This is a genomic window from Bacillus sp. JJ1562, assembly GCF_036962705.1.
Lineage (GTDB): Bacteria > Bacillota > Bacilli > Bacillales > Bacillaceae_L > Ferdinandcohnia.
Map to the genome: position 1 here is coordinate 48,250 of NZ_JBALOQ010000022.1, position 13,213 is coordinate 61,462.

Here is a 13,213-nt window from a genome sequence, read left to right on the forward strand (position 1 = left end):
CAAAGTTTTATTAGATTTTATTAGTTTTCCATTCTACTATAGCTTTAATAACTAAGGTTACTAGCGCAAGCAAAGCTAAGATTGATGCAATCGCAAACGCAGCAGTAAAGTTATATTCGTTATATAAAATTTCAACATGAAGAGGAATCGTATTCGTTAATCCTCTTATATGTCCAGAAACTACTGATACTGCTCCAAATTCGCCCATAGCTCGGGCATTGCAAAGAATAACGCCATATAGCAAGGCCCATTTTATATTTGGTAATGTTACACGAAAAAATATATGCCAACCATTCGCTCCGAGGGTAGTAGCAGCCATTTCTTCTTCTGTTCCCTGTTCTTGCATGATTGGCAGTAGTTCCCGAATAACAAAAGGTAACGTTACAAATATAGTTGCCAAAATGATGCCAGGCACTGCAAAAATAATTTGTATATTATTTGATTCTAAAAATGGACCTAAAATTCCCTGGGCTCCAAACAAGAGAACAAATATTAATCCTGCGATTACCGGAGAAACAGCAAATGGGATATCAATTAAAGTGATGAGCATATTTTTACCTTTAAAATCAAATTTAGTGATTGCCCATGCGGATATTACCCCAAACAACGTGTTTATTGGGACTACGATTGCCGCTGTGACAAGTGTCAATTTAATGGCGTTTAACGCATCACGCTCAGTCAATGATGCAATATACAAGTTGAATCCTTTACTTAAAGCTTCTGTAAAAACCACGATTAATGGCAATAGAATAAGGATTCCTAAAAAGAAAAGGGCAATCGTAATAAGAATCCATTTATTTGAATTACTTTCTCTAGATGTAAGATTATTCTTGTTTCTGGGACTATTGTTCTTCCTCATAAATAAATTAGCCTCCTTTCCTAGGTTGTCTGATGTTTTTTAGCAGTCCTCCACTGCCAAAAATTAATAAAAAATAAGAGAATGAAAGAAAAAATAAGCATGACGGCTGCAATTGCAGCTGCACCTGCATAATTATATTGTTCTAGTTTTGTAATAATCAGTAATGGGACAATTTCCGTTTTCATTGGCATATTACCCGAAATGAATACAACTGAACCGTATTCCCCTAAAGCCCTTGCAAAAGCAAGGGCGAAACCTGTCAGGATTGCTGGGAATATGGTTGGAAGGATGATCTTGATAAATACTTGAATTGAATTTGCGCCTAAAGTAGATGCTGCCTCTTCATATTGTGGATTTAAATCGAGTAAAACCGGCTGAACAGAACGAACAACAAATGGAAGCCCAATAAATGTTAGGGCAATCATTATTCCAAGAGGTGTGAAAGCTACTTTAACTCCTATACTTTCAAAGAATTGACCAATCCATCCGTTTGGTGCATATATTGCAGTTAAAGCGATTCCGGCTACAGCTGTGGGCAGGGCAAAAGGTAGGTCAACAATGGCATCAATAAATCGTTTCCCCCAAAAATCATATCTTGCTAAAACCCACGCTATTAGAGTGCCAAATATGGCGTTGACCAAAGCTGCAATCAAGGAAGTTTTAAAGGTCAATTGATAAGATGCTACGACTCTCTCATCCGTTACAGTGTTCCAAAATTCAGCAAAGCTCATAGTTGACGCTTTTAAAAATAAGGCTGCAAGAGGAATAAAAACAAGTAGACTTAGATAGACAATCGTATATCCCATGGAAAGTCCGAAACCCGGTAAAACTCGATGGTAGCTTTTCCTTTTATACACTTTTTAGCTCTCCTTTATTATTTCGGTTGATAAATTTCATCAAAAACTCCGCCATCATCAAAGTGGGTTTTTTGTGCATTCTTCCAGCCACCAAATACTTCATCTATTGTAAAGAGGTTGATATTTGGAAATAGATCAGCATACTTTTCAGCTGCTTTTTCAGATCGAGGACGATAATAATGTTTAGCTGCAATTTCCTGCCCTTCATCTGTATAGAGATATTCCAAGTAAGCTTTTGCTACCTTCTCAGTTCCATGCTTTTCAGCGATTTTGTCTACTACCGCTACAGGTGGTTCTGCCAAGATACTAATAGATGGAACCACTATTTCAAAATCATCTTTTCCTAACTCATTTAAAGCCAAAAATGCCTCATTTTCCCATGCAATTAATACGTCACCGATTCCTCTTTCAACAAACGTTGTTGTAGATGCACGTGCCCCTGAATCCAAAACGGGTACATTTTTAAATAGACTATTGACAAATTCTTTAGCCTTTTCTGTATCATTGTTATATTGTTCTAAAGCATATCCCCAAGCGGCCAAATAGTTCCAGCGAGCACCACCGGAAGTTTTCGGGTTAGGAGTAATAACAGAGACTCCATCTTTCACAAGATCATCCCAATCTTTGATTCCTTTTGGATTCCCTTTCCGAACCAAGAAAACTATTGTTGATGTATAAGGAGAACTATTATTTCCTAATCTTTCTTGCCAGTTTTCTGCAAGCTTGCCCGTTTCAGCTATTGCATCGATATCATATGCCAAAGCAAGTGTTACAATATCTGCCTCCAATCCATCAATAACAGATCGTGATTGTTTTCCAGAACCACCATGAGATTGATTAATTGTTACTTTTTGGCCCGTTTCTTTTTCCCAATAGGCTGCAAATTTCTCATTAAATTCTTCATACAATTCTCTAGTTGGATCATAGGACACATTCAATAATTCAATTTCTTCACTGTTTGTTGTTGAAGGTTGAGCGGAACAACCTACTACCGATAAAATTAGAAACAAAGATAACATTGAAATCATCATTTTCTTCATCTTCATTCATACCCCTTTGATTATTAAGAAATTTTTCTAACAAAAAAACCCTTTTAGTTGTAATCCGCAAACTTTTATTTACGGAAGAACTAAAGGGCCTTCGGTGGTCCGATTGGCAACAATTAATAAAATCTATAACTTTCCTTACTTTTTTATTTCAGTCTTTTTTAATGGAATTCGGTGTTTTTCTAATCGATCAATTTGGGTTATTTTTGAATCATGTACGATTATTTGAACCGTCCCGAACTCAAGTCCTTCTAATAAACTAGCAATTTTTTTCATTACTTCGGTTTCAAGATTGCCTTTTAAATACAACAAAATCCTCTCCTTCCAGTTTTACAATTTCATTTTTTAGCAAATCTTCAAGAGTTGTTCGTTCTAAAACATAGGCTATTGTATCACGCACTAAGGTCCATAAAGGTTTTAATTGACAACCTGCTTCCAAGGGACAAGGTTCATATTTTGTTAATGAAGCACAACTCATAGGTGACAAAGGTCCTTCTAAATCCCGAATAACTTCGCCAATATTAATATTCTTCGGTTCCTTGTATAGCTGGTAACCACCTTTTGCTCCCCGTTTACTCATTACATATCCTAGCTTTTTTAATTGAAGTAAGATTTGCTCTAGATATTGATTGCTAACTAAAGTCTTTTCTGATATTTGCTGGATTCCTAATACCTTTCCTTGATTGCTACCAAGCAGAAGTAGAGCTCTTAATGCGTATTCTCCCTTACTCGATACTTTCAATGCCTCGCCTCCATTTATTGTTGAGTGTTTCAGTCAACATTCAATGATAATAATAAATCTCAATCGGTAAAGGACAGAACCTACCAAATTCAGATTTTAGATAATTATAGATATATGCCCTTCGTGATTAAATGTCACATAAAATTAATTTTTATGCATAAATTACAGTAGACACATCGGAATTATCGGTTTAAACTATAAGGTATAGTTAAGAAAAAATTTTATATGAAATGCTTATCAAGAGAGGTGGAGGGTCTGGCCCTATGAAACCTCAGCAACAGATTCATAAGAATACTGTGCTAAATCCTGCAAGCTTACAGCTTGAAAGATAAGTTGAGGTTACGACCACAACCAAACTAAAAAATCCTCTCCTTATCTTTTCAATGGTATTTATTGAAAAATATTATAAAAGGGAGAGGATTTTATTATGAGTTTATTAAGAGATTCAGTTGAAAAAAGACGAAACGATTTAATTGGTAAATTGCTTGAGCTTGACCAATATAAAAAAGGTGGAAAACACCTTTTTGAGTTAACTTTATCCGACTTAGAATATGCATATTTTAAAGCTCAAACTGATGTACATCCACACTCTAATCATTCATCCTTAAGGTGGAAAAATTTCTAATATATTAAAAAACAGACATGGCTGCCTTTCAATACATTGCAGCCTATGATTCTCTCCATTGGAGGAACCAAAAAATTTATAGCTTACTTATCGGTAAATTGGGGTTCTCTTTTTTGAATAAACGCTTCAACGCCTTCCTTTACATCGTTTGTTTGAAAAACATGGCCAAAATTTTCAGCTTCCGTGACTAAGCCTTCAGGAAGTAGCTGTTCGCAGCCAATATCAATTGAACGCTTTGCAAAAGAAAGTGCTTGTAAAGAAAATCTGCTAATAGATTCTGCAAGTTCCAACGCCTTTGCAAAAGATTTTCCTCTAGGAACGACAAGATTGACTAGCCCTATTTGTTTGGCTTCTTCTGCGGTAAGAGGCTCTCCGGTGAAAATCAATTCTTTTGCTTTTGCTTTGCCAACTAGCCGCGGCAGCCTTTGTGTTCCACCTGCACCTGGAAATAACCCTAATTTAATTTCAGGAAGCCCAATTTTAATTTGTTCCTCCGCTATTCGAAGATCACAACATAAAGCCAGTTCACATCCCCCTCCTAATGCTGCACCGTTAATTGCAGCAATAGTCGGCTGAGACAAACGTTCAATTCTATTAAGGGGTTCTTGAAGCCAGAGTGACTTTCTCTTTGCTTCCTCCACCCCTTTTCCCATCCAATCCGGGAATCCCTTAATATCTCCTCCAGCTACAAAAGCCCTATTGCCTTCACCAGTAACAATCACGACTTTAATTTCAAAATCATTTTCAATTTCATCCATCACAAGATTCAATTGTTCGATAACGTCAGCACTAAGTATATTTACAGGCGGATTATCGATCACAATTTTAGCGATTTGGCTTTGCTTCGACCAGGAAACAACATGAATCTTACTCATTGATTTCTCCTCAGCTTTCTGAATAGATAGAATTTAAATGTTATTAAGATTGTGTATTTTTTAATCCATACCACTATACTGCTTTCGCAAGATGTACTTTTGTACCTTTCCAGAAGGAGTACGAGGTATTTCATCAACAAATATTACTTTTCTAGGCTTCTTATAGCTAGCCAAGCATTGTTTACAGAAATCAATAACAACCTCTTTCGTAAGATTGGCCCCTTCCTTCTTCACAATAACAGCGCATACAGCTTCAATATATGTCGGATCAGGAATACCAATGATAGTAACTTCCTTCACATCCGGGTGACGATATAACACATCTTCAATCTCCGCTGCATAAATGTTTTCGCCACCACTTCGTATCATGTCTTTCTTTCGGCCTGCAATTGATATATAACCATCTTGATCGAACACTCCCAAATCTCCTGTTTTACACCACCCATTTACGAATGTTTCCATTGTTGCTTCCGGTTTTCTCCAATACCCCTCTGAAACTCCTGGACTTTTAATCGCAATTTCTCCGACTTCTCCAACAGGAAGCGGCATTCCATTATCATCAATAATTTTTATTTCTGTAAGAGGCATTGGCTTTCCAACTGTATGTCCTTTCGTAATAACATCCTCTGGATCGAGAGCAGCCGCAATTGGCTGGCCTTCAGTTAAACCGTAAACTTGAACAACCCCTAGATGCGGATACTTCTCTTTTAACTGCTCTAGTGCCCATGGCATTAACGAGTCACCACCGGTGTAAATCGTTTTTAACGACCTTAGCTGATACTTATCAAGGTCGAGATAATTTAGCATTTCATAAATCATAAATGGAAATAAAAAGCAATCAGTTACGTTTTCACTTTCAATTACTGAAAGTATTCTACTAATCTCGAATCCTTGGCTTTTAGTAATAATGACCGTTCCCCCCATCATCATGATTGGAAGTGCAATATCTTCCATCGCTCCAACATGATAGAGAGGTCCCGTGGTCATTCCGATTTCTTCTCCAGTAAACTTCCATTTCAATGCCTGTATAGCCGAAAACCAGTAAGTTGTATTATGTGTCCAAATGGCACCTTTAGGTCTACCGGTTGTCCCAGATGTATACATCAGCATAACTGGATCGCTTAGCTTTATACCATTGATTTCAACTTCATCTGATGACCCGCTTTCCAAAATACTCCAAGGCTCAGACCAACTCGGGATTCCATTTTTACTATTTTCGAGACAAATAAAACGCTCAACAGAAACGTGATGAAGAACTGATGCTAGTTGTTGGGATAAATTTGAATGAAAGCATACTACTTTCGTCTGCGAATCATTTAATGCATATTCAAGCTCAGCACTTGAAAGCCGAAAATTAAGCCTAACGGCAACAGCTCCAATCTTGGCAGTTGCAAAATAAAGTCCAAAATATTCAAGACAGTTATAAAGCAAAATGCCCACACGGTCTCCTTTTCGTACACCTAATTCGATCAGCTTATTTGCATAAGCGTTTGATGTACGGTGCAGATCTGAATACGTCCATGACTTTCCTGATTCTTCTTGTATGGCTATTTTTCGTTGATTTAACGGATTAAAATCATTTGCCATTTTTCTTGTAAAGAAACTTACATCCAATGAACTTCCCCCATTTCCTGAATAATTGTTTAGCGAATATTCAATTGGTGTTACCTCCTAATTCCAGACTTGTAACTTTTGAAGGGCATCTGACCGTATTACGAACTTTATATGAACTATTTGCTATTGTTGTAATATAACTAATATGCATCTAGTCTAGCTACACATCCTTTATACTTGATTATATTTATATGTATGTGATAGGAACGGTAAATCATTACTAATTAACGATGTACTAATGGAAATTACTAATCTTTCAAAAGAACAGTTTTATAGTCATAATCTGAAAGAATTAGTGGAATTATGAACTTTTCGAGGTAGTACATGGGGATGATTAGACTTTTATAACGAAACCATTTGTATATATGGTAAGGGATACAGGAGCGCCTCCTCCCCTCCATCTATTTTTTGTCCCTGTCTTAATACAATAATGTTTCAGTTGCTTTTAACAAAAAAAGCAAAGAATGTATTTTATCTTTGCTCTTTTAAAATATTTACTTGTAATTTGTTTTAGCAACGTAAGCTACCTCTTAACCATGGACGAGGTCGATATGGACCGATTGGTATTTGGATTAAACTAGTTTTTTTATGTGAATCCATCTTGTAAATTTTATCAGATACGTTCGAACTAAATCCAAGTAGTGGATGCCCTCCCCACCCAATCGCTGAGGCTACCAAAAGTAATCTCTGCACCAGCATACCTGCTTCCATTTGTTGGATTCGGTAGCCTCTTAGGCCTAGTGATGTTTTGTAGTGATCCTTATCGCCTGCAACGTGAAAGCAGAGTGGAACTTGGATCAAATTTACATTATCTGCAGACATTCCGTATTGCAGATTGAGTCGATGGTCTCCAGGTTCTATCTGTTGTAACGAATGAGTCGTCCTGTCATAAAAATAGGCTCCATCCGGAATTCCTTCTACATTATTAAAACAGCCATACAGTGAGGCGCGGGGATTATGCTCATTTAGTTCACTGTCCAAATCATTTCGATATGAGAATGAAGCTGTTGCCTCTCGTAGTAAAGTGGCCAATTCTAGTTGATTTACTTTACCCATAATGAAATCCATGTCAGGTGAAAAACGTTTTTGTAAGACTGGCGCAAGGTCGTATGATAAACGATTCTCTTGAGGAAGAGTTACTTTACGACCCTCACAAATCATTCTATTTTTCGGATTAATTTTCCTAATTGATTCCGTTGATTCAATCAAAGACTCTTCGTTCAACTTTGTTAATATTGGATACTCCAGTATATTTCGCGATCGTATATAATAATTATCATTCTTAATTTCAGTCAGCTTACTAGACAATTCCACGGAATTGACAATCCCGTATCTGTCACTCTGATTAATATTCCAGTTTGTTGCTTCTACAGTTAGTGGGATTACCGCATATACGCTTTCTTCCTTCTCGGAAAGGCCGAGCAGATGGTTGATTGACCTATCAAGAAATTGGAAATACACACCTGTCTCAAATCCAAATCGTTTTGCTACTTCGAGTAACTGTCCTATCAGTACACCTGTATCTAACCCTTGCAAACGGTAGGAAAAGTTATTGTATTTAAAGAAATTTTTCCAAAACATTGTTGATATAAAAACAGTACCAAAACACGTAGACAAATCAATACGATTACCGAGTGCTTGGTTGATATAAGAATCGAAATTGCCTTCTCGCAGTAATACCAATCGATGATGTGCGACATCGTAGTGATATACTCCCCAAGGCAAATCATCCAATTTCAAATAAACGTATAATTCATTGGGATATAACGCTCCCCCGGAAGGGACAAACCGTCTGTTCGACTGCATTAGATCAACATCTTGCTCCGTTGTAAAAACTGATTGGCTTATTTGATTAAGACCGAATACATACCATAGAAAATGTCCCATTCTACTATGATTAGGTTTGCTGGGAACATCCTGCTGTTCTAGCTTCAATGGCACATCTAAAGTCAACGGAAAATCATGTAAGTCACGATATAGTTTATATGACAAAGGTGAATCTTCCCAGTCGACTACATTATCTGGTGGGCTTACTTTATCAGTATCAAAATGTAAGTTGTGCAGAAATTCATCCAGACTCATCCTACTACCTCCTAGTCAATCTTATGGAAACGGGTGTGGATGTGGATTAAGCTGTTCAAGTGAAAGAGGTTGATTCTCATACCCAAGTTCCATCGGTACCCTAAGTACCCTCTCAAGTCCAGTTATTCGGGTAAGATGCTGACCGAATGTCATCGGCAACATCCCTGGAATCAATACTTTTACACAGTGAAGTCCATTTCTTAGTGTTTCAGCTGTCGTCTGATCCACTACAATTACATCGAGTTTCAATCTACGAAACTCCTGAAGAATGTCTTTAAGATCTTCGGTAAGGTCTGAATGAGGCTCCTTCAACTTGAATTCCTCGGCGAACGTTCGCATTGGACGATTTTCATGCAGCAAAAAATTTAGACGCTCTTCAGCTTGCGGCAATCCATAGAGCATGCCATGATCATCCATTTTCTTAACAAGGGAAGAATCCTGCAACATTTGAACATACTCTCCCTTGTTCTCCTCGAATTTCTCGTCAAGCGTAAGCATCATTCCGGCCAACTCATGAACTGCGCTTTTTACAGCTCGTATTGGGTCAGGGTGCGCTCCTGCTGCACATATAATATTTAAACCGTCTTTCTTTCTGTTTTTTGCCAATGCCCATACGCTTGGAATTCCGTTCTCCATCGTCGAGTTGAACAAAAATATTTCATAGCCTGCAACTGCACGTATTCGATCTAACATTAACTCCAATTCCCGATCGTTAGATGAATATGGGTCTAATTGTGGAAGTGACATTTGCGCATACCAAGTCATCAAGAATGAATCGCGTTCTACGACTTCCATTATTCCGTAGAAAATAGCCTCTTCTAGGCTTCCGCCTAAAGCACATCCGTTTGAGGTTTCATAAACAAAACCCTGCCCATCGCCTAAGCTGTAATAGGCAAGCAACTCTGGAACAAGAATCGGTCGGTCATGCAAAAGTGAATAGCCCCATACCCAATTCATTGGGCTATCAGGATCGAACGGTTTAAACGGAAAACCAGGTTGGGAATACTTTTCCGCTTCATGAAGACCTACGGTGAGAGGGTTTAGTGCTTTTCCTTCTAAATTGCGGAAACTATCATGTATGACAGTTCTTTTTCCACGTGGAGCAAGACCACAGTACCGCTCCAAGCCTTCTAATATCGCAGTCAATTCACTTACTTTGTATGAATGAGTACGTCCGGCTACTCCCTCGTCACCTATCAACAAAGGCAAATTAACACCTACATCGGCAAAAGGCGGCACGAGGTCATACATTTTCCCATTTAAAAAGCCAGTCTTAGGATCCAAATAGTCATTAACTAAGAATTTTTCTAAGTCGTCTAAAGAACGGCATCGGTAACTGTCAAGGCTGCTCTTAGGACTAGGTTGAAGAGAAATTTTGGCGCTGCTTGCAGAATCGTCAGGAAGTCCACCACATACTGAACATAATGGGTTTGAGAGAAAGGAATGCCATGAACTTTTTAGAGTTTGCAAGTTTATTAATAATAGTTTTCCTTCTGAGTGAGGGATCCTTCCACCTAGAATACTCTTGACCTCTTCAACTATAAAATAAGCCATCTGCAAAAGACCCGTGTTAGATGCCCAAACATCACGAGTAATTCCTCTCTGTTCAGAAAGGTGTTTCTGCATATCCTGCATTTCTATTCGGTCACGGCCAGCCATGAGGCGTCTCATGTCAGCGCATTGGGAACAACCTGTGGAACCTGGACGAACCAACGGACCAACCACACCTTCACCAAAGGAAACAAAACCTCGTAACCAGGGGATTCCCTTAGGGCGTAGTAACTCTTCTGCCTTTTGATGAATGGAGGGATTCCAGGCTTCATGCAATACTAAAACCAAATTAGTCTCTTCTGGTATTCCTGAGTCAATATCGGGATGACGAATTAACATGTAATGGGAGGCCAATTCTTCGGACACGCGATCCGCTAAAAAACCTTCTCCGATAATCACCACGATAGCATTCAAGTGGATCCCTCCTTTTTTAAAAGAACACCATATAGCTCAACCAGTTCCTCTTTCCAAAATGGTTCTATTTCAAGTTCAAATACCAAGATTTGCTTGTCGTTTCGTTCCAATACTTTTATAGCCGAATTCAAAATCTCGGAATGTGGCATCTCTTCACACGAAGGTATTTCAAGGCTTAGTGGAACAGTATCCTCCAGAAGTATGGAAGATACTTCCGATGCATGAGATGTTCGAAAATCCCCAATGTTTTCTGCCTTCATAATCGCGTGTTGTAACGCGTTTTCCAATGCCTTTGTAATAGTCAAACCTGTACCGCTATACCAGCGGTTATTAGTACCAATCCAAACAACAGGGAATCCAGAAACTTCCTCTCCTAAGCCGATAATCGGTGATCCATTCAACCTAGTCAATACCTGCATATAAAACTGACAGTTTTTATCTTTTAAAGATGCCAATTCTACACGAGAGACAGTATGACTCTTTTCAACATTTTTTTCGCTAAGCTCCTCAACTAAACACTTTTGCAATCCCCGGCAAATACTTTCTGCAAACGTTTCCCCCATTCCTACACCAATAAACTCATTTTTTTCTCCAATACTACCATCTACTTCCTGATGTGATAGAGTTTTAAAGAAATGATTAAAAGTTTGAGACACATAGGCTTCAAGCCCTGTCAACCCTGCTTCCCTTCGAGCCTCCACATGAGTCAAACCAGCACAGACAATCTCTGGCAACAGCTTAGCAGGTCCATCTGACAAAGGGTTTGCTGCCTGGACCCGGCATAGTGATAAGGGAAGTTGCTTTAAATCCCCTTCTTCCCAGGTATGAAGAATTCCGGTTTCAGGTGATGTCAAATGATTGAAAAATAGAAACAATTTCTCCACATCATTAGCGCCTTCTCCTTCTTTGTTCCGTAAATCTAAATCTTGTATCCTTTTAGCTTCTGCAAAACCAGTCACTAAGGGGTGTGGGATGAAGGTATGCCAGTTCCCCTCCAAAGTATCTAGATTAAGCAGAAAGAATTGATTATCCTCTTTTTCCGATTCGGTTCTTCTGGTAATCTCTTTGAATAATTCAAAGACGATTACATTTGCAAGCATTGCTCCTGCTATTTGAGAGAAATTGGATAGCGGCTGTTCGTTGTGAAGTGCAGATTCGTGTATGCGCCTCCATGCCGATTCCCAACATCCTCTAGATTCTGGACGCACTAGAGGACCGGCCATACCTACGTGTTCTAAACAAATAGCGGGGAGAAACCCCTTCTTCTCTTTCGTGCAAATCTCATTAAGAGCCCGCAATTCTTCAACATCACCCTCTTGTGACACATACAAAATAAAATGAAATTCTTGCACGATTTCCCGCCATGAACTCATCATCTCATCCTTTTGTAGGGTTAACTCATTTACCATTACCTCGGGGTCGGTTTGATGTGCATGTACAACGTGTTCTGACAACCTCTTTCTATTAGTAGATACTTGGTCGGTAATTAGCACATGGAACTTTGGTAATCCAGATTCGAGTAATGCAGATACTAACGATACTAAAAATGGGCCAGATCCTACTGCCAATACTTTTGACTGACGATAAGCTTGAAAGCGGTAAGCACCAGAGTCTCCAAAATTTTCCAGGAATTCAATTTGAGATGCATACTTCTTAGTAATATAAGACGGCAATTGATGCGGCAAATCTTGACTTACATCCTGAACAAATCCGTTACGATATAGCGCTTCCGCAATTTCATATACCCGCTCTCGGTATGGTCCGGGTAATCCTTCTGTTAAATTCTCCAACGTGTATTCTCCATTGAACATCGGTATTAGCTTTTCAACCCACTTATCGATTGTATTTCCTTCCATACTGAACGAACTTGTATTGTTCCGAAAATATACACCGCTGTTTGCATAAGGGAGAAAAAACGTGTCTCTTTTTACCTTGAGACGCATAGAAGGGATTAATTTTGTCATTTCGTTCCTCCTTTACAAAATATTCAATTAGAGATTCTGTACCATCACTATCACTATAATCCTATGTACAGAAATTTGTCTTATATGTCTAATCTTAAAGAGAAAGCCCCTAAAGTAATTTTTTCAGGGGCTAAACTTCTTGATATGCTAAATTTGTTTTGTATCTAAATTCGAATTAGTGGTGACCTCCACAGCGTCCACCGCCTCCACAGCGATGTCCACCTCCACAGCGTCCACCACAATTAGAGCAACTAAAGCAACTAAAACAACGGAAACAATTAAAGCAATTAAAGCAATTAAAGCAATTAAAGAAGCACCGAGCACAACTAAAGCAACTTGAACAACGACCAAACCCTAATCCACCAATTCCACCAATTCCACCAAATCCACCTAATTGTCGGGCAGATTCATCATAATACTGATTTGGGTCCCAAGGAACTGCATCACTCGAATAGAAATCCCCAACATTCAACATTTGTAGTTCATTTTGAAAATTGTTCACGAACATTACCTCCGATTATTCATTTAATAAGGTGTGAAAGTACTTTAAAAAGAAAACAGAACAAAGAAAATAATATAGAAAT

12 protein-coding genes and 1 riboswitch are annotated in these 13,213 nt (G+C 38.4%); of the genes, 1 reads left to right on the top strand and 11 read right to left on the bottom strand.

Translation table 11 applies throughout. The annotated features are described in order from the left end of the window. Positions 1-10 precede the first annotated feature (10 nt). The 5 genes from cysW to V7097_RS14475 all read right to left on the bottom strand — a co-directional run bounded on the left by cysW (position 11) and on the right by V7097_RS14475 (position 3,504). Complete coding sequence (gene cysW / locus V7097_RS14455; protein ID WP_335704332.1) at positions 11-859, bottom strand: sulfate ABC transporter permease subunit CysW; 849 nt, start codon at positions 857-859, stop codon at positions 11-13. Between the two features lie 20 nt (positions 860-879). Further along, on the bottom strand, positions 880-1,716 hold the full coding sequence (gene cysT / locus V7097_RS14460; protein ID WP_335704333.1) for a sulfate ABC transporter permease subunit CysT: 837 nt from the start codon (positions 1,714-1,716) through the stop codon (positions 880-882). A gap of 17 nt (positions 1,717-1,733) precedes the next feature. Beyond that, positions 1,734-2,762 carry a sulfate ABC transporter substrate-binding protein gene (locus V7097_RS14465; RefSeq protein WP_335704334.1) on the bottom strand — a complete coding sequence of 343 codons (1,029 nt, stop codon included), beginning with the start codon at positions 2,760-2,762 and terminating at the stop codon, positions 1,734-1,736. Positions 2,763-2,900: 138 nt separating this feature from the next. After that, positions 2,901-3,038 (bottom strand): YezD family protein, encoded by a 138-nt coding sequence (locus tag V7097_RS14470; protein WP_335704548.1) that lies wholly within the window; start codon positions 3,036-3,038, stop codon positions 2,901-2,903. A 10-nt stretch (positions 3,039-3,048) separates the two neighbouring features. After that, positions 3,049-3,504 (bottom strand): RrF2 family transcriptional regulator, encoded by a 456-nt coding sequence (locus V7097_RS14475; protein WP_335704335.1) that lies wholly within the window; start codon positions 3,502-3,504, stop codon positions 3,049-3,051. 231 nt (positions 3,505-3,735) lie between these two features. Then, a riboswitch (SAM riboswitch) is annotated at positions 3,736-3,839 on the top strand. 92 nt (positions 3,840-3,931) lie between these two features. Between V7097_RS14475 and V7097_RS14480 the strand changes: the two genes are divergently transcribed. Further along, positions 3,932-4,129: a Fur-regulated basic protein FbpA gene (locus V7097_RS14480; protein ID WP_335704336.1), complete on the top strand. Its 198-nt coding sequence runs from the start codon at positions 3,932-3,934 to the stop codon at positions 4,127-4,129. 83 nt (positions 4,130-4,212) lie between these two features. On the opposite strand, the gene V7097_RS14485 is transcribed toward V7097_RS14480, so the two are convergent. The 6 genes from V7097_RS14485 to V7097_RS14510 all read right to left on the bottom strand — a co-directional run bounded on the left by V7097_RS14485 (position 4,213) and on the right by V7097_RS14510 (position 13,137). Continuing rightward, a complete protein-coding gene (locus V7097_RS14485) occupies positions 4,213-5,004 on the bottom strand; it encodes an enoyl-CoA hydratase (RefSeq protein WP_335704337.1) in 792 nt (263 codons plus the stop codon). A 60-nt stretch (positions 5,005-5,064) separates the two neighbouring features. Continuing rightward, entirely contained in the window at positions 5,065-6,618 is a 1,554-nt protein-coding gene (locus V7097_RS14490) for an AMP-binding protein (protein WP_335704338.1), read from the bottom strand. Positions 6,619-7,128: 510 nt separating this feature from the next. Beyond that, positions 7,129-8,700, bottom strand: coding sequence for a SagB family peptide dehydrogenase (locus V7097_RS14495; RefSeq protein WP_335704339.1), 1,572 nt, complete (start codon positions 8,698-8,700; stop codon positions 7,129-7,131). Positions 8,701-8,721: 21 nt separating this feature from the next. Continuing rightward, the gene (locus V7097_RS14500; protein WP_335704340.1) at positions 8,722-10,665 is read right to left on the bottom strand and encodes a TOMM precursor leader peptide-binding protein; all 1,944 of its coding nucleotides are present in this window, start codon (positions 10,663-10,665) and stop codon (positions 8,722-8,724) included. After that, complete coding sequence (locus V7097_RS14505) at positions 10,662-12,629, bottom strand: putative thiazole-containing bacteriocin maturation protein (protein WP_335704341.1); 1,968 nt, start codon at positions 12,627-12,629, stop codon at positions 10,662-10,664. Before V7097_RS14505 ends, V7097_RS14500 begins: the two co-directional genes overlap by 4 nt. A 175-nt stretch (positions 12,630-12,804) precedes the next feature. Then, a complete protein-coding gene (locus V7097_RS14510) occupies positions 12,805-13,137 on the bottom strand; it encodes a heterocycloanthracin/sonorensin family bacteriocin (protein WP_335704342.1) in 333 nt (110 codons plus the stop codon). Positions 13,138-13,213: the final 76 nt, after the last annotated feature.